23 protein-coding genes and 1 pseudogene are annotated in these 24307 nt (G+C 62.6%); 14 read left to right on the forward strand and 10 right to left on the reverse strand.

The annotated features are described in order from the left end of the window. Window positions 1-19 precede the first annotated feature (19 nt). Window positions 20-2884: an FAD-binding and (Fe-S)-binding domain-containing protein gene (locus Y703_RS0108585; protein WP_253907976.1), complete on the reverse strand. Its 2865-nt coding sequence runs from the start codon at window positions 2882-2884 to the stop codon at window positions 20-22. A gap of 38 nt (window positions 2885-2922) precedes the next feature. On the opposite strand from Y703_RS0108585, the gene Y703_RS18850 reads away from it, so the two are divergent. The 3 genes from Y703_RS18850 (at window position 2923) to Y703_RS20820 (ending at window position 6166) form a co-directional block, all read left to right on the forward strand. After that, window positions 2923-3657: a GntR family transcriptional regulator gene (locus tag Y703_RS18850; RefSeq protein ID WP_035764340.1), complete on the forward strand. Its 735-nt coding sequence runs from the start codon at window positions 2923-2925 to the stop codon at window positions 3655-3657. A 4-nt stretch (window positions 3658-3661) separates the two neighbouring features. After that, window positions 3662-4837, forward strand: a complete 1176-nt coding sequence (locus Y703_RS0108595; RefSeq protein ID WP_253907977.1) for an MFS transporter — start codon at window positions 3662-3664, stop codon at window positions 4835-4837. 141 nt (window positions 4838-4978) lie between these two features. Further along, window positions 4979-6166 carry a thermonuclease family protein gene (locus Y703_RS20820; protein ID WP_051427424.1) on the forward strand — a complete coding sequence of 396 codons (1188 nt, stop codon included), beginning with the start codon at window positions 4979-4981 and terminating at the stop codon, window positions 6164-6166. Here the strand turns inward: Y703_RS20820 and Y703_RS0108605 are convergent. Beyond that, on the reverse strand, window positions 6163-7119 hold the full coding sequence (locus Y703_RS0108605) for an acyl-CoA thioesterase (RefSeq protein ID WP_026552383.1): 957 nt from the start codon (window positions 7117-7119) through the stop codon (window positions 6163-6165). The two genes, Y703_RS20820 and Y703_RS0108605, sit on opposite strands and share 4 nt — an antisense overlap. A 315-nt stretch (window positions 7120-7434) precedes the next feature. Between Y703_RS0108605 and Y703_RS0108610 the strand changes: the two genes are divergently transcribed. Then, the gene (locus Y703_RS0108610; RefSeq protein ID WP_275450768.1) at window positions 7435-8916 is read left to right on the forward strand and encodes a glyceraldehyde-3-phosphate dehydrogenase; all 1482 of its coding nucleotides are present in this window, start codon (window positions 7435-7437) and stop codon (window positions 8914-8916) included. 90 nt (window positions 8917-9006) lie between these two features. On the opposite strand, the gene Y703_RS23270 is transcribed toward Y703_RS0108610, so the two are convergent. After that, on the reverse strand, window positions 9007-9219 hold the full coding sequence (locus Y703_RS23270) for a YegP family protein (protein ID WP_035764341.1): 213 nt from the start codon (window positions 9217-9219) through the stop codon (window positions 9007-9009). A 255-nt stretch (window positions 9220-9474) separates the two neighbouring features. Here Y703_RS23270 and Y703_RS0108620 point away from each other — a divergent pair, with 255 nt between their 5' ends. After that, entirely contained in the window at window positions 9475-10704 is a 1230-nt protein-coding gene (locus Y703_RS0108620) for an MFS transporter (protein ID WP_026552385.1), read from the forward strand. Between the two features lie 4 nt (window positions 10705-10708). Next, on the forward strand, window positions 10709-11068 hold the full coding sequence (locus tag Y703_RS0108625; RefSeq protein ID WP_026552386.1) for an ArsR/SmtB family transcription factor: 360 nt from the start codon (window positions 10709-10711) through the stop codon (window positions 11066-11068). A gap of 70 nt (window positions 11069-11138) precedes the next feature. Here the strand turns inward: Y703_RS0108625 and Y703_RS0108630 are convergent, their stop codons facing one another. Next, entirely contained in the window at window positions 11139-12245 is a 1107-nt protein-coding gene (locus Y703_RS0108630) for a calcium/sodium antiporter (protein WP_026552387.1), read from the reverse strand. Between the two features lie 86 nt (window positions 12246-12331). Between Y703_RS0108630 and Y703_RS18865 the strand changes: the two are divergent. Further along, a pseudogene (locus tag Y703_RS18865) lies at window positions 12332-12955 on the forward strand (aldo/keto reductase); the annotation flags it as partial. 200 nt (window positions 12956-13155) lie between these two features. Here the strand turns inward: Y703_RS18865 and Y703_RS0108645 are convergent. The 4 genes from Y703_RS0108645 to Y703_RS0108660 all read right to left on the reverse strand — a co-directional run bounded on the left by Y703_RS0108645 (window position 13156) and on the right by Y703_RS0108660 (window position 17456). Beyond that, window positions 13156-14559 (reverse strand): OFA family MFS transporter, encoded by a 1404-nt coding sequence (locus tag Y703_RS0108645; protein WP_026552388.1) that lies wholly within the window; start codon window positions 14557-14559, stop codon window positions 13156-13158. A 176-nt stretch (window positions 14560-14735) separates the two neighbouring features. Continuing rightward, the gene (locus Y703_RS0108650; RefSeq protein ID WP_026552389.1) at window positions 14736-15527 is read right to left on the reverse strand and encodes a class I SAM-dependent methyltransferase; all 792 of its coding nucleotides are present in this window, start codon (window positions 15525-15527) and stop codon (window positions 14736-14738) included. Between the two features lie 9 nt (window positions 15528-15536). Further along, the gene (locus Y703_RS18870; protein WP_253907978.1) at window positions 15537-17117 is read right to left on the reverse strand and encodes a putative bifunctional diguanylate cyclase/phosphodiesterase; all 1581 of its coding nucleotides are present in this window, start codon (window positions 17115-17117) and stop codon (window positions 15537-15539) included. Beyond that, complete coding sequence (locus Y703_RS0108660; RefSeq protein ID WP_051427427.1) at window positions 17118-17456, reverse strand: DUF7793 family protein; 339 nt, start codon at window positions 17454-17456, stop codon at window positions 17118-17120. Between the two features lie 657 nt (window positions 17457-18113). Between Y703_RS0108660 and Y703_RS18875 the strand changes: the two genes are divergently transcribed. From Y703_RS18875 to ykgO, 4 genes are all read left to right on the forward strand, one after another. After that, window positions 18114-18464 carry an ArsR/SmtB family transcription factor gene (locus tag Y703_RS18875; protein WP_051427425.1) on the forward strand — a complete coding sequence of 117 codons (351 nt, stop codon included), beginning with the start codon at window positions 18114-18116 and terminating at the stop codon, window positions 18462-18464. After that, the gene (locus Y703_RS0108670; protein WP_026552391.1) at window positions 18461-18760 is read left to right on the forward strand and encodes a hypothetical protein; all 300 of its coding nucleotides are present in this window, start codon (window positions 18461-18463) and stop codon (window positions 18758-18760) included. The genes Y703_RS18875 and Y703_RS0108670 overlap by 4 nt, the downstream gene beginning before the upstream one ends. 363 nt (window positions 18761-19123) lie before the next feature. Continuing rightward, complete coding sequence (locus Y703_RS0108675; RefSeq protein ID WP_026552392.1) at window positions 19124-20224, forward strand: GTP-binding protein; 1101 nt, start codon at window positions 19124-19126, stop codon at window positions 20222-20224. A gap of 21 nt (window positions 20225-20245) precedes the next feature. Beyond that, entirely contained in the window at window positions 20246-20368 is a 123-nt protein-coding gene (ykgO, locus tag Y703_RS0108680) for a type B 50S ribosomal protein L36 (RefSeq protein WP_026552393.1), read from the forward strand. A gap of 61 nt (window positions 20369-20429) precedes the next feature. On the opposite strand, the gene Y703_RS0108685 is transcribed toward ykgO, so the two are convergent. Beyond that, window positions 20430-20867: a hypothetical protein gene (locus Y703_RS0108685; protein WP_026552394.1), complete on the reverse strand. Its 438-nt coding sequence runs from the start codon at window positions 20865-20867 to the stop codon at window positions 20430-20432. Beyond that, window positions 20864-21340 carry a class I SAM-dependent methyltransferase gene (locus tag Y703_RS0108690; protein WP_155849453.1) on the reverse strand — a complete coding sequence of 159 codons (477 nt, stop codon included), beginning with the start codon at window positions 21338-21340 and terminating at the stop codon, window positions 20864-20866. The genes Y703_RS0108685 and Y703_RS0108690 overlap by 4 nt, the downstream gene beginning before the upstream one ends. A 319-nt stretch (window positions 21341-21659) precedes the next feature. Between Y703_RS0108690 and Y703_RS0108695 the strand changes: the two genes are divergently transcribed. The 3 genes from Y703_RS0108695 to Y703_RS23005 all read left to right on the forward strand — a co-directional run bounded on the left by Y703_RS0108695 (window position 21660) and on the right by Y703_RS23005 (window position 23895). Continuing rightward, window positions 21660-23015: a hypothetical protein gene (locus Y703_RS0108695; protein WP_026552396.1), complete on the forward strand. Its 1356-nt coding sequence runs from the start codon at window positions 21660-21662 to the stop codon at window positions 23013-23015. Window positions 23016-23331: 316 nt separating this feature from the next. After that, entirely contained in the window at window positions 23332-23595 is a 264-nt protein-coding gene (locus Y703_RS23000) for a hypothetical protein (RefSeq protein WP_253907979.1), read from the forward strand. An 18-nt stretch (window positions 23596-23613) separates the two neighbouring features. After that, window positions 23614-23895: a type IV secretory system conjugative DNA transfer family protein gene (locus Y703_RS23005; RefSeq protein ID WP_275450769.1), complete on the forward strand. Its 282-nt coding sequence runs from the start codon at window positions 23614-23616 to the stop codon at window positions 23893-23895. The last annotated feature ends 412 nt before the right edge of the window (window positions 23896-24307 follow it).

The raw sequence follows: 24307 nt of genomic DNA on the forward strand, positions 1-24307 counted from the left end.
GGCCGGCGTCGACTGTCATCTACAGTCGGTTCGCCTGATCCAACAGTTGCGCCAGGTGGATACCCTTGCGGTCGCTCAGATCCTCCAGCTGGGTGCGGCAGGAGTAACCATCGGCCAGCACGACGTCGTCGTCGCCCGCTCCGCGCACGGCGGGGAGGAGCTGCTGCTCGGCTACCGCCACTGAGATGTCATAGTGGCCGCGCTCCACACCGAAGTTCCCGGCGAGACCGCAGCAGCCACCAAGTTTCTGCAGTGTGGCGCCGGCCTCTTCGAGGAGCGCTGCGTCGGGGCTCCAACCCATGACCGCATGGTGGTGGCAGTGCGGTTGCGCCACAACTGTGATCCCTTCAAGTGACGGCGGCGCGTAGCCGGGGGTCTTCCCAAGGAATTCAGCGAGGGTGTGCGTTGCGGCGGCCACCCGGCCGGCCGTCGCCTGCCCCAGCAGTTCGACGGCGTCCGAACGAAACACACCGGTGCAGGACGGTTCCAGGCCGACGATCGGAATGCCCCGGTCCACCGAGGTGCCCAACACTTCGATGCTTGACCGCAGGATCTTCCGAGCCGAATCGAGCTGACCGGTGGAGATCCAGGTGAGACCGCAGCATACTGGAGTGTCGGGGATCAGCACCTCGTAGCCAGCAGCCTCCAGCACTCGTACCGCTGCCTGGCCCACTTCCGGCGAGAAGTTGTTCGTAAACGAATCGGCCCAGAGCAGCACCGGCGGGCGTCCGGTGTCCTCGGTGGTTGGACGGGAGTTGAACCAGGCGTGAAAAGTCTGCGGCGCGAACAAGGGAATGGAGCGCCGCTGGTCGATGCCGGCCAGCCGGAGCCCCAGCTGGCGTACACCGGGCAGCCGGAGCACCGCGTTCACTAGTCCCGGAGCAAATGACGTGAGCTTTGCCCAGCGCGGCAGCCAGCCCAGCGAGTAGTGCGAGGCCGGGCGGATCCTGCCCTTATGGCTCTGGTGCAACACCTCGGCCTTGTAGGCGGCCATGTCGATCCCGGTGGGGCAGTCGGAGGCGCAGCCTTTGCAGGAGAGACAAAGGTCCAGGGCCTCATGCACCTCGGGTGCACGCCAGTTCGGCCTGGTGCCCTTCGCCCCGCCGGTGACGGAGCCGTTGATCATTTCCTGCAGCACCCGGGCCCGGCCGCGGGTTGAATCTTTTTCCTCACGCGTCGCCAGGTAGGACGGGCACATCACCGAACTGTTGTCCGCGTGGGAGGCCCGGCACAGCCCTACCCCGGTGCAGCGGTGCACCGCCTGGCTGAAGTCGCCGTCGTCGTGCAGGTACCCAAAACCCAGCCCCGATCGCAGCCGGCCTGCTTCGGCGACCCGGACGTTCGCGTCCAGCGGTTCCGGGTTGACCAGGATGCCGGGGTTGAGGATGTTGTCCGGGTCGAGGATGCCCTTGACCTTGCCGAAGAGCGAGATCGCAGCGGGCGAGTACATGTAGGGCAGGAGTTCGCTACGGGCCCGGCCGTCCCCGTGCTCCCCGGAGAGCGAGCCACCGTAGCGAGCGACCAATTTCGCGGCGTCGATGAGGAACGCCCGGAACCCGGCGGTGCCGTCATGCCCCAAAGGGAAATCGAGGCGGATATGGACGCAGCCGTCGCCAAAGTGTCCGAACGGGAATCCGGTCAGGTGGTGAGTGAGCAGCAGTTCGTCGAATTCGCGGAGGTAATCGCCCAGCCGTTCCGGTGGAACGGCTGCGTCTTCCCAACCGGAGTGGGCGGGCGCGCCCGCCGGGGACCGGCCCGCCAGACCACCGCCGTCCTCCCGGATCCGCCACAGGGCGAGCGCTTCCCGTGGGTCGGTGATGATCAGCGCGTGCGTGGCTTCACCGATGGCACTGAGGCGGCCTGCGCGATCGGCGACGTCGACGTCGTCGTCCCCGGAGATCTCCACGAACAGCCAGGCCGCACCACCAGGCAGTTCGGGGACCGCCTGCGGTCCCTTGCGGCTGCGGACCACCTCCACGATGCGCGAGTCCAGGCCCTCGCAGGCGGTGGGGTGGAAGGGCAGGACGCTGGTGACCGCGTCGCCAGCGTCGCCGATGGTCTCGAATCCGAGCACCACAAGGGTCTTATAGGGCGCATCGGCGACCAGCCGAACTCCCGCTTCGAGCACGACGGCGAGGGTGCCTTCGCTGCCCACGAGCGCCCGCCGCAGATCGAAGCCACGCTCCGGCAGCAGGTGTTCGAGGGAATAGCCCGAGACCTGACGACCGAACCGTCCGAGTTCGGTGCGGATGGTGCCGAGCTCTGCACCCACCAGCGAGCGCAGCGCGTCGGTTTGCGGCGACGACGGTGTGCCGTCCGCGCCGAGGTGAAGCCGGGTGCCGGAGCCGGTGACGACGTCGAGCTGGGTCACGTTGTCGGCGGTGCGGCCATAGGCGAGTGCCCTGGATCCGCAGGCGTTGTTACCGATCATCCCACCGACGGTGCAGCGAGTATGGGTGGACGGATCAGGCCCGAAGCGCAGTCCGTTCGCCAGGGCCACCTTCTGGAGGGTGGCGTGCACTGTGCCGGGTTCGACGACGGCGGTGCGGGACGCGGCATCGAACTCAAGGACCCTGTTCAGGTGACGGCTGAAGTCGATGATCACGCCGGATCCAATGGAGTTTCCTGCGAGGGAAGTACCGGCGCCGCGAGAGGTGAACGGGATTCCTCGCTCCCTGCAGACCTCGAGGGTGGCGAGCACCTCGTCGAGATGCCTTGGGAAGACCACGGCTGTGGGCTGCACCCGGTACAGAGACGCGTCGCTGGAGTAGACGGCCCGGGAGGTTGCATCGGTCCTCGCGTCGGGAACGCCCCTGGCATGAAGTTCGGAGACCAGGGAGGTGGGTGCTGTGAGCGTCGTCGCCATGAGTAACATGTTACTCATCGTGTCCAGTCCACTCGTCGCGCATTACCCTTGGAGTCATGTCACCAGCCGACGACGCCCACTCACCCGACGCTCGGACGCCGTCCCTCACTGACCGGACCATTGAAGCCGTGCGTGAAAGTATCCGGAATGGCACCCTGGTGCCGGGTGAGCTGTACTCGGTGTACCGGCTGGCCGAGGAGCTGGGCGTCTCCCGCAGCCCGGTGCGCGATGCACTGCTGCGGCTGGCGGAAACCGGAATGGTGGCGTTCGAGCGCAATCGTGGGTTCCGGGTGATTCTTCCCGGAGCCAGAGAGTTGACCGAGATCTTCGCCGTCCGGCTGGCTCTGGAGGTTCCCGCAGCAGAGCGTGCGGCCGCCCGCGCCAGTGACTCTGATCGATCTGCTCTGCACGCCGAGCACTCGGCGATGCAGGCAGCGGTGCTCGCTGGGGACGAGGGTGCGTTCATGCTCCATGATCAGCGGCTGCATGGGTTGCTGCTGGAGCTCGCCGGCAACGCGCGCTCTACCCGGATCATCCAGAATCTTCGCGACGCCACGCGACTGGTCGGTGCCTCGACGATCAAAAGGTCGAGGTCCCTTGACGAGGTGTATCGCGAGCACCGGCCAATCCTTGATGCGATTGACGACGGCGATCCGGTTGCCGCTGGCGCAGCGATGCGTCGCCATCTCGAATCTACCGGGAGGTTGCTGTTGCGGGAGGCATCAGGGGGTCAGGACGCATCATTGTGGGATGAGCTGATCACCCCGGCCTCTGGCGAGGGTAACCGGTGATCCAATGACGCAAGGGGTAGAGCGCCGACCCCGTGGCGGGCTTGCCGCGATGTGTATTACCCAGACCACGAGCTGGGGGTTGTTGTATTACTCGTTGCCGGTGGCGGTGGTCCCGATTGAGGAAGACACCGGGTGGAGTGCTGCGGCGATCACCGCGGCGTTCTCTGCGGGCCTGATCGTGTCGGCGGTGGTCGGGATCTGGGTGGGTCGGCAGTTGGATCGACGCGGACCACGACGTTTGATGGTGGCCGGCAGCCTGATCGGCGTCTCGGCATTGCTGCTGGTGGCGTCCGCTCCGAATCTACCGGTCTTTGTTGCTGGGTGGTTGGTTGCGGGGCTCGCTCAAGCTGCGGTTTTCTACCAGCCTGCGTTCGTGGTGCTCACCCGCTGGTATGGGCCAGCCCGGGTGCGTGCACTGACTACGCTGACGCTGGTGGCAGGGTTTGCGTCTCCCATCTATGCCCCCTTGACGGCACTGCTGATCGAGAGTGTTGGGTGGCGGACGGCCTACGTGGTGCTCGCGGGCGCTTTGGCTCTTGTGACCATCCCGCTCCACTGGTTCTTTCTCAACGCCCATTGGTCAGTGCCGTCACCACCCCAGACGCGGCGTTCAGTCACCCGTGAGGTCCGGGCGACGACTCGTAACCGCCGATTTATCATGCTGCAGGTGGCAGTCGCCGCGGCAACTCTGGCACTTTTCGCGGTGACCTTCAATCTGATTCCGCTCCTCCTGGAACGGAGGTTCGACTACCGGACCGCTGTCCTCGCGTTCAGTCTGATCGGGGTGGGCCAGGTGGTGGGCCGACTATTCTTCGCCGTCCTTCCCGGGCGCGCGAACCCGGTGCGCCGCGCGGTGCTCCTTCTGGCCGCTGGCGCTTCTTGCCTTTGGCTGCTGGGTTTGCTGCCCGGTCCGGTGCTTTTGCTCATCGGTGTGACGGTTCTGGCAGGCGCGGTCCGTGGCTCCGTGACCCTCCTTCAGGCAACAGCCGTTGCGGACCGGTGGGGAACGTCGAACTTCGGTGCCGTTCAGGGCGTGTTTGTTGCCCCTGTGACGGCGGTGGGCGCGCTGGCGCCGGCGGCAGGACCCCTTCTCGCCGGACTGCTGGGTGGCTATCCGGCGATGGCGCTGGCCATGGCGGCCGTGGCGACCCTTGGGGTGCTCGCCGCTGCGCGGTCCTAGCCAGATTCTCGTGGTCCTGGACCTGCCGGTCGACGCGGCGCACTGGACAGGCAAACAACACACTGCTGACCGTATGATCAGTTCATCACTCGTGCTTTCAGGCCATGGCATTTTGGGGAATCAATGCAAGGGACTAACCCATTGTTGGGATCATTCGGACACAAACGACGACGCTTTCTGATCGCGATAGTCCTGGCCGCTTCAGTTGTCGCGGGGATAGCAGGGTGCGGTCCCGCGAGCGCAGACGCCCAAGCTGGCGAAGTCGTCCGGGTTATCGATGGCGACACTTTGGTAATCAACTTCAACAACGAAGATCAAACTGTCCGCTTGCTCAATGTAGATACACCAGAAACCAAGCACCCCGACAAGGCAGTTGAATGCCTCGGCCCCGAAGCGACAGCCTTCTTAGAGCTCACACTTCCTCCCGGCACGCCGGTGGGTCTGGATTTTGATGTCGAAAGGACCGACCAATACGATCGTGTGCTTGCAGCGGTGGTGTTGGAGAACGGCACGTTGGTCAACGCCGAGATTGCCCGCCAGGGACTCGGCATGGCAGTCCTCTTCGAACCGAACAGCAAGTATTTCGACGTCGTCCGGGACGCACAGGCTGAGGCCACCACCAACGAAACTGGCCTTTATGATCCAGCAGCGGAATGTACCGTCCCGGCAGAAATTGAGCAGATGACCGCAGCGGTCACCGAAGCATTGGAGGGCCCCGTCGGCGAAACTGCGGCCGCCACAGCCGCAGCAGTTGGGGTCCTTGCGGCAGCGCTCGCGTCAGCAAAGACCCTGCTTGCCGCTCTGAAAGTGGGCGAAGAATCTGTTCGCTGGCTAGCGCACTCGACAGCCGCTGGGGTCACGATGCTTGCAGGCCTGGCGTCCACAATCGATTCAGGACAATCGAGGCTTGATTCCATGGAGGTCAGGGCCGAGACGCTCAAGTCTGAGGAGGCGGACGCCAAGGCCGCCGCCGCAGCGAAAAAGGCTGAGGCGACTCGTGTGGCGGCGGAAAAGAAGGCGCAGGCCGAAGCCGCCACAGTCGCAGAGCAGGAACGCCAAGAAGCGCAGCTGCGGGTTGAGGCGGAACGGCTTGCTGCCGAGGCGGCGGCCGCAGCTGAGTCAGAAAGGCTGGCCGCGGCGGAGCGAGAGCGTCTCCGGGACCTTCCTGCACCCTATGTTCCACCGGCTCCACAGCCGTACGTGCCACCCGCACCCCTACCTGTGCCCCCGGTAGTTCAGCCCCCGCCGGCTGCACAGGAACCCTTCCCTGGCTACACCGGCCCCCGGTGCTATGCCCCGGGCGGGAAAACCTGGAAGCCCTGCCCCTAACTGGTTAGGTGATTCGGCAGCCGGTTTCCCGGCGCCCGACCACGGATTTCCAGCAGCTCCCGCGCATGGGCCTCCAACCGGCGGTCCTCTTCGGAATTGGGTATCCATCCCGGCACCGCCACCGCCGTCCCGCTCGTATCACGCGCAACCATCACCGTCAGGCAGTAGGTGGTCAGATGCATCTCATCCTCGGTCGGCTTCCCGGACCGGACGTGCACGGCAATGTGCATGCCCTTGTTGCCGGTGTAGACCAGACGGGCCTCCACCTCCACCACATCCCCAATCAGCAGCGGTCGATAGAACCGCACACCGCCCGAAAACACCGCCACCGTGTCCTGGCCGCAGTATCGGGCGGAACAAACGTAGGCGGCTTCATCGATCCAGTTCATCACGGTGCCGCCGTGGACCTTGCCGCCCCAGTTCACATCTGTGGGTGCCGCGAGGAACCGCAGGATGACCCGCTCGGCGGTGCCCTCTTTGGTGTAGACCTGCCCGCGCATTGCCTCGACGATCTCCTCGCGAACAGCAATCCGGGCTTTGGCCGCGTCCCGCCGGCCAATTTCCTCAAGCGTCGCCGGCACATAGGGCGGCACCGGGACAGGCTTGCCGTCCTCCCCCACCGCCACGAAGATCACCAGGCACCGGCTGCGCATTGAGGCGTCGCTGCCTTTGACATCACCGGAGGAGACCACCGTCTGGATGTGCAGTGAGGACCGTCCGGTGTACACGATGGTCGCTTCCACCTCCACCATGTCCCCCACATTTACCGGGTCAGCAAAATGAATATTGCCGACATACGCGGTCACGCAGTAGGACTTCGCCCACCCAACAGCAGCGGCATACGCTGCCTTGTCCACCCACTCCAGCACAGTGCCGGCGTCGACGGATCCGCTATGCCCAAGGTCAGTGGGTGCTGCCAGGAAGCGGAGGGTCACCGAGTTGGTCTGGTTCATGCAGCTAGTATCCCCCACAGCCCGCTGAGGTGCCGGCAATCTGTCGGTCGTCGGCTGACGCCGCATGGGACAGTTGTCGATTCATGCCTCAGGCCTGCGTCAGCTGTTTCGTCTGCGCTGCGTCGCCGTGGCCGTTTATCGCCAAACGTTGTCGGGGCGATATTCTTGGCACACTACCCGCGCACCACCGAAGCCCCCGACGCCGTCGTCCGGGCGGAACGCGCGAATGAGCCAGCGGCGTCAGACCGGGTTCGACCGGGTTGGCGGCTGGCCGCACACAGCGCTGGTATACCCAGCGGCAGGAAGGGATTGACAGTGCACCGCGACCCATCGGAATGCCTTGACACATGGATGAGCCGAGAGGCTCTGGCGGAGGGAATGATCCCGGTCATCGGGCGGCTGTACCGCGAGAACAACGTGGTGATCAGCATTCACGGCCGGAGCCTCATCAACAAGTCGGCGATGAATATCCTCAAAGCTCACCGGTTTGCCCGCCGGATCAGCAAGGAGGAGCTGTTCCTCGAGGAAACCGCACCGCTGCTCCGCACCCTGGTGGATCTTGACCTTGGCGCTGCGGCAATCGACATCGCCCGGCTCACCCAAAAGTTCAAGGCCGACGGCGACGGCGCCTCCCTGGAGGACTTCCTCCGAGGGGAACTGGCCGACGTCGTTGACAAGCGTGGCGCAGACGAGCGGACCAGCACCGACGTCGTTCTCTACGGATTTGGGCGCATCGGCCGCTTGGTGGCCCGCCTTCTCATCGAGAAGGCCGGCGGCGGCCACGGGCTGCGGCTGCGCGCCATAGTGGTCCGCAAGGGTGCCGACAATGATCTGATGAAGCGTGCCAGCCTGCTCCGGCGCGACTCAGTACACGGCAGCTTCGAGGGCACCATCCGGATTGACGAAGAAGCCAACACGATCACCGCGAATGGCGTTCACATCCAGGTGATCTACTCGAACGATCCATCGACTGTCGACTACACCGCCTACGGCATCAAGGATGCGCTGCTGGTGGACAACACCGGCCGCTGGCGCGACGCCGAGGGGCTATCGCAGCACCTGCAGAGCAAAGGTATCGCCCGTGTGCTCCTGACCGCGCCCGGCAAGGGTGCGCTGAAGAACATTGTGCATGGCATCAACCACAACACCATCTTGCCCACTGACCAGATCGTCACAGCGGCGTCGTGCACCACCAACGCCATCACCCCTGTGCTAAAAGCCATCAACGATCGGTTCGGAGTGGTACACGGTCATGTGGAAACGGTTCATTCGTTCACCAACGACCAAAATCTGATCGACAACTTCCACCAGGGTGACCGTCGCGGCCGGTCGGCTGCCCTGAACATGGTGATCACCGAGACAGGCGCTGCGAAAGCGGTCGCCAAGGCGCTGCCCGAGCTTGAGGGCAAACTGACGGGCAGTTCCATCCGCGTACCGACCCCCGATGTGTCCATCGCCATCCTCAACCTGACCCTGGCCAACGGCACCACCAAGGATGAGGTAAACACGTACCTCCGCGAAATCTCGCTGCACTCCGACCTGCGCAAACAGGTCGACTACATTGACTCGCCCGACGTCGTCTCCACCGACTTTGTCGGCTCGCGCCGGGCGGGGATTGTTGATGGGCTCGCGACTATCGCCAACGGCACCAATCTGGTGCTTTACGTCTGGTACGACAACGAATTCGGGTACAGCTGCCAGGTGGTCCGGGTCATGGAGGAGATGGCAGGCGTGAATCCGCCGTCATTCCCCGCCAAGGAACCCGTCGCGGCCGCCGTCCGGTCCTCGGCAAGCTAACGCCACCCAGAATCGCCGGTTACCCAAAGGTTCGCCGCTTGGAAGCGGCGGTTCTGCGGGTAACCGGCGACTCTGTGTGCACCGCAGCCATCAAATTTCCCTTTCCAGGGACTCGTTTGAGCCCGAGCACACGTCGTTGATCAAGCCTGTCCCGGCGCATTCGCGCACGAAGGCGATACCCAGAGCCGCGCTGCGTTTGTCCACAAACGGACCCGAAACGGCCAGAAAAGTCCCGTCCGCCGCAAGCAGGCGAAACCGAATAGATAGCTCCCCATCGGTGAATAGCTCAAAAGTACCCGCCACTAAGCTCCTGTTCCTCTCCAACGTCCCGAGACCGCCGCCGCGTGAGCGGCGTCAATACTGCCACCTGCCCTCAACTACCTCTCAATCCTGATGGCTGAGAACCGCGACCAACAGAGGCGAAAGTCATCGATATTCGCCTTTTCACATCGCCATCTGTAGCATCCGACGCGGTTCCACGCCGGACCGGTATGCATTAGCATAATGAGTGCACACGTAAGCACGTATTATGGGTGAAGTTGATTTCGAGGAGTCCCGTTGATTGAAGTCCTGGCCGTTCCGGCCTACCGAAAGCTCTTTGTGGCTCAAATTGTCGCCCTGCTGGGCACTGGTCTCTTGACGGTGGCCCTGGGGCTGTTGGCCTTTGAACTGGCCGAAGGGCAGGCCGGTGCAGTCCTGGGGACGGCGCTGACGATCAAGATGCTCGCCTATGTTTTCGTCGCCCCGTTAATGGCGGCATTGGTCGAGCGGCTGCCGAAGAAGGCAGTGCTGGTTGGCGCTGACCTGGTCCGGACTGGCATTGCACTGATGCTGCCGATGGTCGATCAGACGTGGCAGATCTATGTGCTGGTGTTTGTTCTGCAGAGCGCCTCGGCCACGTTCACGCCGGCGTTTCAGTCCCTGATCCCAGTGGTGCTCCCGGAGGAACGCCACTATACCCGGGCACTCTCGCTCTCAAGGCTGGCCTACGATCTGGAATCCTTGGTCAGCCCGGCTCTTGCGGCGGCTCTGCTAGCAGTGGCCTCCTTCCACGAGCTGTTCCTGGGGACAGTTGCCGGGTTCCTTTTCTCGGCGGCCCTGGTAGTGACGACGCGCCTTCCTGCAACGCCTGCCACCCGGCAGGAAGGAACACTTTGGCACCGCACCACCCTCGGCGCCCGGATCTTCGCCAGAACGCCGGAGCTGAAAGGGCTGATGGCATTGAACCTGACAGTCGCGGCGGCGACCGCCCTGGTGCTGGTAAATACCGTCGTCTACGCCCGTGACCTGTTCGGCGGGGTAAACGCTGACGTCGCCATCGCCCTGGCCTGCTACGGCGCAGGCTCCATGCTCGTGGCGCTGACCGCGCCGTGGATCCTGGACCGGGTACCGGACCTCGCCTTCATGTGGGCCGGAGCCGCGCTGGTGTCATTCGGACTCGCCGGAACATTCGCGCTGCTGGCCGGACCGGGAACGTGGCCGATCCTGCTGGGGCTGTGGGTCGTGCTTGGTGCCGCTACGTCGATGATCAACACACCCTCGGCACGCCTGCTCCGCCGCGCGGCGTCGGACAGCACCCGATCCTTTATCTTCACTGCCCAGTTCTCCCTCTCACACGCCTGTTTCATCATCACCTACCCCATCGCTGGTTGGGTCGGCGCCACCGCGGGACAGCCCACGGCGGCAGCAGTACTGGCTGCAGTCGCTATGATCGGGACAGTAGCGGCGACCAAATTCTGGCCTGCGATGTTCAGGAACGGCCCCGCGCCACTGACAGTGAAAGGGTGAGCCGATGGAAAACGTCCAACCCGCCGACGGCTCGAGCCTTCACCACCCGGACACGCCTGACGCCCGTCGCCTGGACACCGCCACGGCTACCTTTCGGATGCTCTCAGATCCCACCCGGCTGCACATTCTCTGGCTTCTGGCCCAGGACCCCTCCGACGTGGGCTCGCTGGTCGAACGCACTGGGGCCTCGCGGACTTCGGTCAGCCAGCACCTGGCCAAATTGCGCTTCAGCGGGCTCGTCACAACCCGTAAGAGCAGCCGCCATGTCGTTTACAGCATCTCCGACGGACATCTGACCCGCCTGGTGATGGAAGGCCTGAACCACGCGGACCACAAGGTCACCGGCGAGCCCGCCCACGACTAAATGGTTGGGCCGCAGCAGCGCGAGGTCCTCGGATGGGCTAACGGCGGTATTCCGTGCACGGCCGAGCCTCTCAGCCCGCCCTGTCCTTAGCCCGCGGGGCTCGGCCGCGGTGGATGCCAATCTCATACGCGGTGACGGCGATGACGGTAACGGCGACCAGGGGAAGCACGAACCACAGCATCACGATGGTGAACCCGTCAGCGGCATCATGATCTGTCGACGCGAGTACGAGATACAGCGTGTAGGCGATGTAGAGCACCACGAACAGCACGCCCTCCCACCGGGCAATGACAAACCCGGTGAAAGCGAGTGGCAGCAGGACGACGGCGGCGGCGAGCATGAGCGGCAAGTCAAGGGCGATCGCTGCCGCCGGAACGGGGATGCCCTCGCCGAAGATGATCGCGGGCAGGCCCAGCACCACTCCGATATTGAAGATGTTGCTGCCGACAATGTTGCCCACGGCCATGTCCCGCTCTCCGCGGCGCAGTGCGACGATCGAGGTTGCAAGCTCGGGCAACGAGGTTCCGATCGCAACGACGGTGAGCCCGACGATCAGGCTGCTGACACCAAGGCTGGTCGCGATGCTGACCGCGCCCTCGACCAGCAACTGCGCTCCGAGCACAAGCAGTCCAATACCGGCGAGCAGCAACAGAGCCGCGAGCCACAGGGGAACCGGTTTGCTGTTCAGGGGCATTGCGTCGGGCGGTGAGGTTGGCTGGGGGGCCTCGCGTCGACCAACAACGATACTCATGACCGTATGAAAGATAAGACCCGCGAGTAACAGCACGCCGTCGAGTACGCCGATTTGCCCATCGAGGCTCACCACGACCAGCAAGAGCGACAACCCCACCATTACCGGAATATCGAATCGAACGAGCTGGCGTCTAATGATAAGCGGGCTGATGATTGCCGAGAGCCCCAGGATCAAAAGAACGTTGGCGATGTTACTGCCAACAACGTTGCCGAGCGCGAGGTCAGGCTCTCCCTCAGTGATCGCGCCAATCGTGACCGCGAGTTCGGGCGCCGAGGTCGCCGCCGAGACGACGACTAGGCCGATGACCAGTGGCGAGATACCCGCACGGACAGCAAGTGTCGAGGCACCGCGTACCAGCGCTTCACCGCCCGCAATGAGCAGAAGCAGGCCAGCGATAACCAATATGATGTTGAGAATGTCCACGCTCCTAGCCTAAGGTGCGAGCGGCCCACGCCAAGCTAGGCCCGCCAACCTGCCCGTGAGGATCAGGATTGAACTGGACCTGGTGCAACTGCCCACCGTCGTCGGTCTATTCAGATGCCGAGGTTTATGACGCGCTTGACACTCTGGTCAGCGAAGGCGCCATCCGCAACTACGGCGTCAGCGTCGAACGCACCGATGAGGCACTCGCTGCGCTCAGGCACGGCACCATCGCCACCCTCCAGATCATTCTCAACGCCTTCAGCCTCAAGTCCTTGGACGAGGTACTCCCCGCGGCTCAGGCCGCTGGCGTCGGCATCATCGTGCGTGTCCCACTCGCTTCGGGCCTGCTCTCCGGCAAGTATTCCAAAGACACCACGTTTGCCGAGAACGACCACCGGAACCTTAACCGCTCCAGGGCGGCTTTCGACGTCGGCGAGACCTTCTCCGGCGTCGACTTCGCGACTGGCCTCACAGCCGTGCAGGCGTTTGAGGCGCTGGTTCCCGACGGCGTCGCCACAGCGCAGGCAGCAATCGCGTGGATCATTGCCCAGGACGGCGTCAGCAGCGTCATCCCCGGCACGCGCACCGTGGAGCAGGCCCGCACCAACGCCGCGGCGGCGGACACCGGTGATCTTGGCACAAGCCTGAATGGCGGCGTCCAGGACATCTACGACCGCCACTTCCGTGTTGCGATTCACCCACGCTGGTAATGAAACGATCGGCTAGCAGCAGGTTAACGGCAACGGCTCCCACCCTTCGAGGATGGGAGCCACTGCATTGTGCGGTGTTACAAAGTGCTGGTGTTTAGCCGCCGAACAGTGCCCATACACGGGTCATCGTTTGGGCGATCCCGTAGGCCAACGGCAATACCACAAGGGCCCATACGAACGTGGTGCTTGCTGCCTTCATCTCATGCCTCCATAGCGGGTTCTTGAGTCGACGTCCCGGAGTCGGGCTTCGTCTTTGGTTCGTGGAACTTCGAGTTAACCGGCTTAACCATCAGGTTGGCAATGAAGCCGATGATCAGCAGCCCCACCATGGTCAGCAGTGCTGGTTGGTAGGCAGCGGCCGTGAGCTCACCAGGTGTGCCCTGAGCGTCGAGAAAGCCATTGATGATCAGTGGTCCAGCGATGCCTGCGGCCGACCAGGCAGTCAGCAGCCGGCCGTGGATTGCGCCGACCTGGTACGTGCCGAAGAGGTCGCGCAGGTAGGCCGGTACAGTGGCAAATCCGCCGCCGTAGAAGGAGATGATAAAGAAGGCCAGGAACACGAAGAGAATAGTGGTGCCCGCTCCGGCGAGCGCCAGCGTGGTGTATAGAACGGCGCCGACACCCAGGTAGATCATGTAGATCCGCTTGCGGCCAATAATGTCCGATGTGGAGGACCAGATAAAGCGTCCGGCCATGTTGCCGATCGACAGCAGACCAACGAAACCACCGGCAACTGCAACGGTAACCGCAGTCGAGCCGTCCGCTTCGCGGAAGAAGTCCTGAATCATCGGGGAGGCCTGCTCGAGGATGCCGATACCTGCTGTCACGTTGCAGAAGAGCACGATCCAGACCAGCCAGAACTGCTTGGTCTTGATGGAGTTTTTGGCCGAGACGTTATCGGAGGTGACGAGGGGCTTCGACTTCATCTGTGAGGGGTCGAAGCCAGCTGGCTTCCAGTCGGCTGCGGGGACCTTGATGGTGAACGCCCCGAACATCATGTAGACGAGGTAGATGGCCGCGAGGGTAAGAAACAGGAAACCTACTGAGTCGCCGCTGGCAACCCAACCATCGGCGCTAGAGTTCGGGTCATACATGCGCAGCAGTTGAGTGGAGAGAGGGCTGGCGATCAGTGCGCCGCCGCCGAATCCCATGATGGCCATGCCAGTGGCCAGCCCTGGCCTGTCCGGGAACCACTTGATTAGGGTGGACACGGGCGAGATATAGCCGATGCCCAGGCCAATGCCACCGATAAAGCCGTAGCCCAGGTAGACAAGCCACAGCTGGTTGGTGAAGATTCCGAGCGAACCGATGAGGAAGCCGCTGGTCCAGAACAGGGCCGAGGTAAACATGGCCATACGGGGGCCATTCTTGTCCACCCAGGTACCCATCACGGCGGCCGAGAGTCCCAGCATCACGATGGCGATAGAGAAGATCACGCCGATCTGGGTCAGGCTCGCATCAAAATGCTCAACCAGTGCGTTCTTGTACACACTGGTTGCGTACGCCTGGCCAATACACAGGTGCACCGCCAACGCTGCGGGTGGGATCAACCACCGGTTAAACCCTGGCGGGGCGATGCTGTGTTCTCGGGCAAGCCAACTCATCGATAACTCCTTCTTACTGGACCACGGAGTGCAGTCAGGACTGCGGCCACTGATTTTCCGTGAAATCGTTCTATATTCAACTTCACCAAGGGTAGACGAAGATCACACTCGCCGCTGAACGGTCGTCCTGGCGCGACACGTGTCAGGACAACCGCACCCATTGACAACTGGAAGGATCAAAGTCTGGGGGCGAGAGCTGCGTAGTATCCCGGAATCTGCTCCGGCTGGCCCTTTTCCTGCATTGCGACTGCGTCGATGGTGACGGCCCCGTCCTCCAGTACCTTCCAGGCACCGTCATCAAAGGCGGCTTGGCGTTCCCCTGATCCAAAGTGCCCCGGCTTGGGCAGGCCGCCGATGGCCAGCTCCAGCGGTCTGGGAATCCGGCCGGGGCTGGCCCCGAGACGCGAGATGTAGTCAAGGGAGTTGCCACGGAAATTTGTTTCAACCAGGAATACCCGCCCCTGCTGCCCAACCAGAGATCTCAGGGTATTCGCCAGAGCAGCATGGGACGCCGGATCCACTACGTGGAAAACCCCACGGACAAAGACGTTGCAGTCCCCCAGCTCGGCGGCCAGCAGGTCCCCCGCCGCCGCAGCGGTGCAGTCCACGGTGCGGAAGTCTACGTTGGACAAGGCAGTTGATTCGGCCTCGGCGCGGGACGTAGCGCTCGCTGCGACATCCACGCCCAGCGCCCGCGGAAAATAGGCCGCCAGTAATCGGGTAAAGCTGCCGTTACCGCAACCGACGTCGATCACTGGAAGTGCCGGGTTCAGGGTGCGCTGCAGGGCCTCAAAATAACTGTTGAACTCTCTGTCGCTGCCAGCGTCCCACAGCACGTCGCCACCGGAACCGGTGTTTTGGATTCGATGCCAATAGTTTTCCCATGCCGCATGGCGATCTCTGGGCACCCCTGAGGAGAGCCTGATGATTGTTGGCAGGAGAAGATACTTCTTCAGGGGCGACGACACCTGTCAAGACTAAGCCCTGTGGTTCGTCGCCACGGTAGGGGAAACGTGTCGCGGACTAGCGATGCCCCAGGTTAGGGGCCATGATCGAACCAACTCTGCCATCATGTCGGCCTCCATCGGTCGGCTGAAAAAGTAGCCCTGCCCATAGTTGCAGCCCATCCCCGTGAGAAGTCGGGCCTGGTCAGCGGTTTCGATTCCCTCCGCCACCGAAAGGAGGCCAGCCGCCTCGATGAGCTGAAGGATAGCCGCGACAAACTTCAGCTGCCTTGGATCCTCCGCGATGTCCTCGATCAGAGAGCTGTCCATCTTCACCGCCTGGGCGGGAAGCTTCCTGAGGTAGCTGATTGATGAGTAACCCGTACCGAAATCGTCGATCTCAACGCCGACGCCAAGCTCCCGCAGCCCGCGCAGACTCTCGGTGCTGGCCACCTGATCAGTCATCACTGAGGTTTCGGTGATCTCGACAATGAGGCGCTCGGCAGGAACCGAATGTTTGGCAAGCGCCCGATCAATGAACCCCACCAGACCGGGTGTCCTGCTTTCAGCAGCGGATAGATTAACCCGCACGGCGAAGTCTCGGCCCGTCAGAATGTCCTGCCAGCTGTTGAGTTGAGACGCGACGGCGTTGATCATCCACTCACCGATTTCCAGGACCAGCCCGCTCTCCTCCGCGATGCCGATGAAAGCCTCCGGGTAGAGGAGACCGCGGTCTGGGTGCTGCCAGCGGACCAAAGCCTCAGCTCCCACAATCGTTGAGGTACCGAGAGAAATGACCGGCTGGTAGTGCACCCGCAGTTCCCCAGTTGCCACAGCACGTCGGAATTCCTCAAGCGTGGTGAACCGATCGTGGGTGGCCTGCAGCATGGCTGGGTGAAACACCTGGACATTCCCTCGGCCAAGGTTCTTGGCTACATACATTGCTGTATCCGCGTCGCGCATCATGTCTTCGCCGGACTGGCCTACCTCGCCGCACCGCACACCGATACTGGCCAACGTGCGAATGCTGGTGCCGGAAATGATCATGTCCGGGCGCAGCGCCGCCAGCGCGCGATCAGCGATCTCACTCGCCACCTTGTCGGAGGTTTGGGGCAGCAGCACCGCGAACTCATCGCCGCCGAGCCTGGCCACGACGTCCGATTCTCTGACAGTTGAGTTCAGTCGGCGCCCAACTTCGATGAGGACGTCGTCCCCTGCAGAGTGCCCGAGGCTGTCGTTGACCGCCTTAAAGGCATCAAGGTCCAGAAGGATGAGCGCAGGCGACTGCTCTCCCCGTGCCGCGGCGAGCGTCTCGTCGTCAATCCGGCGACGGAGCAGGGTGCGGTTTGGCAGACCGGTGAGGCTGTCGTACATCGCCATCCGCTCCAACTCGATCTGGGCAGCATGCAGGCTGGCTGTGCGGTCCTGCACCCGCTGCTCCAGCTCTTCGTAGATGACCTCGAGTTCCTCGGCCAACAGGTTGACGCCGCTGATGACCGCGTCGATCGAGTCACGCGCAGGCGAGATGTCCAGCCTCGCTGAGAGATCGCCCGAGGACAGACGGACAATTCCTTCAACGAGGGCATCCATTCGCTGGTCCTGGAGATCGTCCACCTACTCCTCCTTCAGCCAGTCGACTGCAGCCTGTTCGGAGGTGAAGAATCTGGTGGGGCAGGGAAGCGTGCTGATCCCCAGGATGAAATTCGCTATCACTTTATCTACCTGCGAGGAACCCAGCAGCGCAATACGTGACGCCGAGCACGGCAGGCCAAACACGGTCCGCGCCCCTCGGCTGACTGATTTGGTGGTCGCCATGTCGACCAGCATGGGATGGCTGGCCCCGGCAGACAGTTCGTTCACCCGCGCCATCGCGAGGCGAGCGTCATCTTCCACAATGGAGATGCCCCGCGCCCACCGCAGCCGCAGCCGCAGGACATTGTCGACGCCGAGCACCAGTGTTGCGTCGATCCCATCGACTTCGTCAGGGAGGTTCTCACCCACGGCCGATCACCACGTGGTTCCGCACACTCGCCAGCGCGGGGCGGCACGAACTACTAATGCGGCTGAGACCATGAGTACAGCATAGGACCCCGGCGGGTTAGTCTCCCGCAAACCGCTCTGCCGGTATGGGACAGATCATGATCTCTCCCGCGACTGGCTACACGCCTCGCGGGTCCAGCTAAGAACATCGCCCACGATATCCTCGTCGAACAGATTGATTGTTGGAACAAGCGGCGCGACGTCTCCTCCCAGCTATTGGGCAGGCCTCCACCCCCACGCGAATCCGGGCCGATGCTGGATCTCTATCTCGTTCTTTGACACGTACACATCGGCGGGCCTGATCGACTCGATCGCCGAGAGTAGACCGTCGAAAATCGCTCTCGAGCGTAGGTCGGGCTTGCGGAGCAGTGGTTGAGTGGGATCTGCTCGGCAAGGGACCGGTCAGCGCCCCGACAGGTCGCCGACCGCAGCAGGCCAGTCGCCGATAGAGCGCACCCGATGGTCGTTGCCCTGGTATCGCGGAGATGCGAGTCGCCCAAACCAACCGCTGCCATCGCCGACGCGTATTGATGGACGATCTCGTGCTCGAGATCCTCACTTGCATTATCTATGCATGAGTGTTTACATGTATATGTGATCGATGATGTGCATCTGGAGAAAGTGGCCGAGCTGTTCAAAATGCTGGGGACCGCATCACGGCTCCGTATTCTCACGGAACTTGCCAATGAACCGAGTTCTGTGGGCTCACTCGCGGAGTCCACCCGCTTGTCCCAACCCCTTGTGTCCCAGCACCTTCGGGTCCTCCGGGGCATCAACCTGGTTACGGTCAGCAGGTCGGGCCGCGATGCGATCTACTCGCTCTCCGATGACCACGTAGCCCACGTCATCAACGACGCTATTTCGCACACTCAGGAACCGGCGACTGGCACAACAGCCGCCCATGGAAAGGAAAAGTCATGACCCAGGAAACTAAGGCCGAACACACCGTCCAGGACCACCACCACGGCGGAGCAGACTGCAGCCATGAAACCGTACAGCACGGCGACCACGTCGACTATCTGCACGACGGACACCGCCACGCCGAGCACGAAGAGCACTACGACGAACACGATGAGCCAGCCGAACACGGGCCAACCGAACACCGCCATGGCGGTGCAGACTGCACCCACGAAACCGTCAAACACGGGGACCACAACGATTACATCCACGACGGACACCGCCACGCCGAGCACGAAGACCACTACGACGAACACTAGAAGCTAAACCTGCGGCCGGGCTACCCGGCGGACCCTGAGCGCTCGGGTGTTCAGGGTGATCAGCAGTATCCGCACAGCCTAACGCGGATTGTGCTCGGTCGAGGCTGGGTATCTGTTAGGCAGATTTCAGCCGGTCGACTGCTCGAAAGCTGTCTGGGCAGCCCGTCTTTCGACCGAGGGCGCTTCGACTTCCACGGTGGGGCCGCATTCCGGCACAGCAAGTGGCGGTGATGCCTTTCGGCGTCGCCGCACCAGCGTCGTACCATCCAGATTATTAGCGCAGCCAGCCCAGGCTCGGTAGATTCAGGCACGACAAACCGTACCGCTTGCAGATGAGAACAATTCTCATGTAAGTTGGATGCTGTGTCCATCACCATAGTTAGTTCCCTTGATGTTTTCTGCCGCCAAGACGCCTGTGAGACTCTCGCAGCAGGTTCGCCCAACTCCACCGTGGTTTTTCATGATCTGCTGGAGGACGGCGTCGTGATCCGCCGAGTGTCCAAAAATGGTCACCTCGTGGAGCGCCACGAGAGCACGCTGGAACACGGGTGCTTGAGCTGCACGGTGCGTCTGGATGTGGTTCCCACTGTGGATCAGCTGCTGGCCCGCGGAGAGCAGAACATTATTCTGGGACTGCCGCCGGCTGTCTCTTCGGAAACAGTCGTCTTGGCTCTGCATAAGGGTCTGACGCGGGACTTCATCATTGATTCGTTGGTCCTGACCTGCGCACCGGATACTGCAGAGGATCAGATCTGGGACCATCACACGCTCTTCGAATCCGGCTACACGCCCATGCCAAATGACGACCGAACTGCCGGTGAATTTCTGATCAGCGAATTGTCCTTCAACGACACGGTTATGTTTTCTGACCCGGCATTGATCTCGGTGGATCCGATCGCCCGTTCCCGCGGTGTACAGCTGGTCCAGGAGCTGGCACCCCACGCCACCGTCGGGGAAAGTACCGGCCCCTTCCCCTTAGGCCACCACAATTATGGGCAGGCAGCGGGCCGCACCGCACCGGGGTCGGTCCGGGTACCTGAAGGTCCTTCGCCGCTGCCGTTTTCCACCGTGGTGCAGCGGGCGGAACGCCCGCTGCACCCGGAACGGTTCCGTCACGCATTGGGAGTCCTTGCGGAGGGCTGCTGCTGGCTGCGTGGACAGGCATGGATCGCGGGTGCGCCGGAATGCTGTATCGCTGTGAAGGGAATCGGGCCGCGGGTCTGGCTGGAAAACACCGGGGCCTGGCCCACGGATTCCCGTTCCGGAAATACGGCTAATGGAGGAACGGGCCGTCAATGGCAGCCGGTCTTCGGCGCCCGGGGAACGGTACTTGCGGCCACCGGCGAAGGAATCGACGCCACCGAGATTCAGCGGCTGCTTGCCTCCTGCGAACTCACTGACACCGAAATGATGGCGTCACAAGAAAGCTTCACAGACCCGTTCAACCTCAAATCAACCAACTAAACACCAGATCAGGAGACAACCATGAAAGTACGTAACTCCCTGGCCGCACTCAAAAAGGTGCCAGGCGCTCAGATAGTCCGCCGTCGCGGGCGCACCTTCGTCATCAACAAGAAAAACCCGCGGATGAAAGCCCGCCAGGGCTAGCAAAGTACAGCGAGTACGAGCAGACACTCCTGAAAGGGGGCAGGGATATCCCTGCCCCCTTTCAGGAGTTGGAACGTATTGACGGTGGCTGTCCTAAACCGACAATGGCGGGGGTGAGCGATGCAGGAACATCATTGTCGGGGCGGTCGTGGCTCGACGGACCTCCCTCGGTGATCCACCGCTTGAGGGCTTCGCTGCGTTGAGGACCCTCGGTGCTTCCGAGCCAGACACTGCGTCCGGTATCTTTGCCGTTGCCTCCTCGGTGTGCGACCGCAGCCACCGCACCCAGCGAGCACGGCCCGAGGCAGTCAGCGCTGATGAAAACCGCGCCTGCAGAGTTCTTGACTGCGCTCTTGAGATCCTCGACGCTGTTCTCGTTCTCTGCCAGTCGGCGCAGGGCGGAACATCGCTGTCCCACACAGAGTGCAAGGATCGGACCTCCTGGATCAATTCTCGCGGCTTGTGGATCTGTTTTCAGTGGGTTTGCTTTCTTCTTCATGGGGCTACCTTTCCGATGCCCACCAGGGTGGTGGCATCAATGTGGGTGACGTCGCGCTGGGTGAGGATTTCCTGGTAGCGGTGCTGAACCTCCACCACTTGGGCAGTGACCGCTGCCCAGTGGAGGCCTTCATATGCACCCCGTTCCCGGGCGACAGCAGTCAGGGCGGCGGAAAGATCCACTCCGCGCACGTACCCGTCCCTGCCGACAAGACGTGCAGTGGACCGCGCGGAAGCCCCGATTCCGCAACAGTCATCAAAGACATGTTCGCCGGGCCCTGGCCGGGCAGAGGGCGCCGCGCCAAGGCTCGCTGGCCGCCACAGCACCTCGTCGAGTGCGCCGATGGCTTCCGCCGCCGTGAAACTCCATGCAGAGTCAGCTGGGGACACTTCCGCCGGGCCAATGCTTGAGAACAGAAGGACAGTAAGCACTACCCCCGCGGCCAGAACCACACGCAATACAGCGGACTTCAAGAAACCGCGCCGACGCACCAAGATAGGAGGCTCCTCAGGTTCAAGAGGGGCCCTCTTGGCGAAAGGGGCGGCACTCACCAAACCGGACCTCGAACAATCATCATGGTGATAACTATAATCATTCGCAATAACTTTGCGAATGAGGGGAGGGTCTGGCCGTGAATCCCTCCCGTGATGGGTAGTTCGTCCAATTGAGGGGATAAATGGCTACTATTCGCCACCCTTGACGCGCCCAGGTAGAACATGAACCAAGCAGTGCGAGCAGCGAACAGCTTACGCCTGATCGCTAATAAGACTCATTCGCAATTAGACTGGTGCCATGTCCATTTCTAACCCGCCCTTAGCCCTGTCCGCGGCAGTCGCCGCAGCCCTCCTCCTGTCAGCTTGTTCCACCGACATCCCCGCCGAATCTGGAGACCCAGCGCCCTCAGCTGCGGGGTCGGCGTCAGCGGCTGCTTCAGATGAGCATCCAGCCGAGGAGGAGGGTCAGACGGAAGTCGCCGCTCTGGCCCCCCGCGCAGTCCTCACTTACGACGGTGGGGTGATGACCGTAGATACTGAATCGGGTGAGGGTGTTGCCACCGCCGAGATGGACGGCTTCCTGCGCGTGAGCAACGCCGGTGACGGCCGGCACGTCATGATCAGTACTGGTGAAGGCTTCAGCCTGTTCGATACCGGTCTGATCGCTCAGTGGCATGGGGACCACAACCACTACTTTGTGAGCGAGCCAGCGCTCACCGACGAAACAGTTGAAGCCCCGGAGCCGGGCCACGTAGTGGTCCACGAAGGCAAAACTGCGCTCTTCTCTGACGGTACCGGTGCGATTACTGTGATGGATTCCGAAGCAATCAGCGATGGTGAAATCAGCGAGGATGAGGTCCAGGAGCACTCGACAGAGACCGCCCACCACGGCGTCGCCGTACCGCTGAGCAGCGGGGAGCTTCTGCTGACGCAAGGTACCGCCGATGCCCGGGACACGGTGCAGGTACTGTCCCCCGAAGGAGACGTCATCGCCGAGACCACCGACTGCCCCGGCGTGCACGGCGAGGCCGCAGCCGAACCAACAGCTGAAGGCGATGTTGTTGCACTTGGCTGCGAGAACGGGCCGGTGGTGTACCGGGACGGTGCGTTCCACAAGGTCGCCGTTGAAGAGGACTACCAGCGCTCCGGCAACCTCTTCGGGCACCACGCGTCGTCGATCATCCTCGGCGACTACAAAGTGGACGCCGACGCCGAGAAAGAACGCCCCACCCGCATCGGCCTGTTCGACACCCTCTCCGATTCGGTCACCACAGTGGACCTCGGGTCGGAGTACTGGTTCCGTTCTCTTGCCCGCGGCGCGGACGGTGAAGCTCTGGTCCTGACGTACGACGGGCAGCTCAACGTCCTCGACGAGGAAACCGGCGATGTGATCCACGAGATCGACGTCGTCGAACCGTGGGAAGAGCCCGAAGAATGGCAGTCACCTGGCCCGATCGTCAAGGTGGGTGCCGACGGATTCGCCTACGTGACCGACGCCGCTACCCAGCAACTCCACGTCATCGACATCTCAGCCGGTACGATCCTTGACAGCTTCGACCTGCCTGAAACGCCCACCGAGCTCGCCGTCGTCACCGGTGACCCGGAAGCGCCCAGCGAGGACGATCACGAAGACCACGAAGAACACGAGGACTAAGAACTCCTCTCACGCATAGGATTCAGGCACACTGGCCGCTGCTGGTTAAGCAACACACTCGTCCGGCGGCCTCGGTTCACCCGAGACCGCCGGGTTCCGTTCTACCTATTACGATGAGGATACCGATGACGGGCCGTACTGCGTCGCCCACTTGCACTGCCCGTTGTACTTGCTCTGACGCTTTCCGCGTGCGGTCCGACCGGCGGCAACGCGGGTGGCGACAACAGCGGAGCGTCCTTGGACGCGCTGGCGTCCTTCTACCCACTGCAGTTTGTAGCGCAAACGGTGGGAGGGTACGCCGTCGACGGAGGGTTCCGTGACCCCTCCAGGAGCGGAGCCGCACAATCTGGAGCTTTCCCCAGCGATGGTCAGCGATCTGGCCGAGACCTCAGTAGTCGTATATGCGTCCGGATTCCAGCCCGCTGTTGACGCAGCAATCGAACAGGGCCGGGGCAAAGACTTGGCTTCGTTCTTCGAACGGGGCGTCAAGGCCACGGCGCAGCGGTTCGGTGTAGAGGATAGTCCGGGGATTGTCGTCGGATCGATTGTCTCCACCGGTGAGGCGTTCTACCGGTCGTGAGAAGATCTCAGCATCGACATTGGAGGACGGCGAACGGGTAAGTCCTCGGCCCGAATCATCCCGGCGATCCTGGATGCTCCCGGTGCGGCTATTTCAATCACAACCAAGCGTGACGTGGTTGAGGCCACCCGCGAAGTCCGCGCCGTGTCAGCTCCGGTGTGGGCCTTCGACCCTCAGAAAATTGCTCAGAAAGAACCCATCTGGTGGTGGAATCCACTCTCCTACGTGACCGACGAGGGCAAAGCCGTACGGTTCGCCCAGCATTACGCCTCGGGATCCCAAGGATGTATCTCCCGATGACCCATCACGGGTCCTCAACCAGATGATTAAGGTGTCCTGGAGCATAGCCTGCAGACGGAACCGTCCGCGCAGCTCGAACGTAGACGAAAGACTCGCAAGGCCTGTAAGGCCCGAGTTCCAGGAATGACTCCTACCCGAAGTTGGCCGCCACCTCTACCACCGTCCGAGACATCTCCCAGACCCCGAATCAACTATCGGTACCGAGCTATCGCGGGCGGCAGTGGAGTCGTGATCCTGCATCCGATGGAGCTGCCCCAGGTTTGCTTGACTTCCTGGTTCCGGACGAAGGCTTAGGCACTGCCGAGCAGATTTTGTTGGTGACGGCCCAGGAGTGTGAACTGCACTCCGTGGCTAGGGGATGCAGCGCTATGCCGGTTCCGCAGGCGCGCTGCATCCCGTTCCCTCACTGCTG

It is taken from the genome of Arthrobacter sp. H20 (genome assembly GCF_000520515.1).
GTDB lineage: Bacteria > Actinomycetota > Actinomycetes > Actinomycetales > Micrococcaceae > Arthrobacter_D.

Bases quoted from the DNA above. Each gene is read 5' to 3' on its own strand.
- Y703_RS18850 (WP_035764340.1), top strand. From the start codon at position 2,923: ATGTCACCAGCCGACGACGCCCACTCACCCGACGCTCGGACGCCGTCC.
- Y703_RS0108670 (WP_026552391.1), top strand. From the start codon at position 18,461: ATGACCCAGGAAACTAAGGCCGAACACACCGTCCAGGACCACCACCAC.
- Y703_RS0108645 (WP_026552388.1), bottom strand. From the start codon at position 14,559: ATGAGTTGGCTTGCCCGAGAACACAGCATCGCCCCGCCAGGGTTTAAC.
- Y703_RS0108605 (WP_026552383.1), bottom strand. From the start codon at position 7,119: ATGAACCAGACCAACTCGGTGACCCTCCGCTTCCTGGCAGCACCCACT.
- ykgO (WP_026552393.1), top strand. From the start codon at position 20,246: ATGAAAGTACGTAACTCCCTGGCCGCACTCAAAAAGGTGCCAGGCGCT.
- Y703_RS0108585 (WP_253907976.1), bottom strand. From the start codon at position 2,884: ATGAGTAACATGTTACTCATGGCGACGACGCTCACAGCACCCACCTCC.
- Y703_RS0108595 (WP_253907977.1), top strand. From the start codon at position 3,662: ATGACGCAAGGGGTAGAGCGCCGACCCCGTGGCGGGCTTGCCGCGATG.
- Y703_RS0108685 (WP_026552394.1), bottom strand. From the start codon at position 20,867: ATGAAGAAGAAAGCAAACCCACTGAAAACAGATCCACAAGCCGCGAGA.
- Y703_RS0108625 (WP_026552386.1), top strand. From the start codon at position 10,709: ATGGAAAACGTCCAACCCGCCGACGGCTCGAGCCTTCACCACCCGGAC.
- Y703_RS18875 (WP_051427425.1), top strand. From the start codon at position 18,114: ATGCATGAGTGTTTACATGTATATGTGATCGATGATGTGCATCTGGAG.
- Y703_RS0108695 (WP_026552396.1), top strand. From the start codon at position 21,660: ATGTCCATTTCTAACCCGCCCTTAGCCCTGTCCGCGGCAGTCGCCGCA.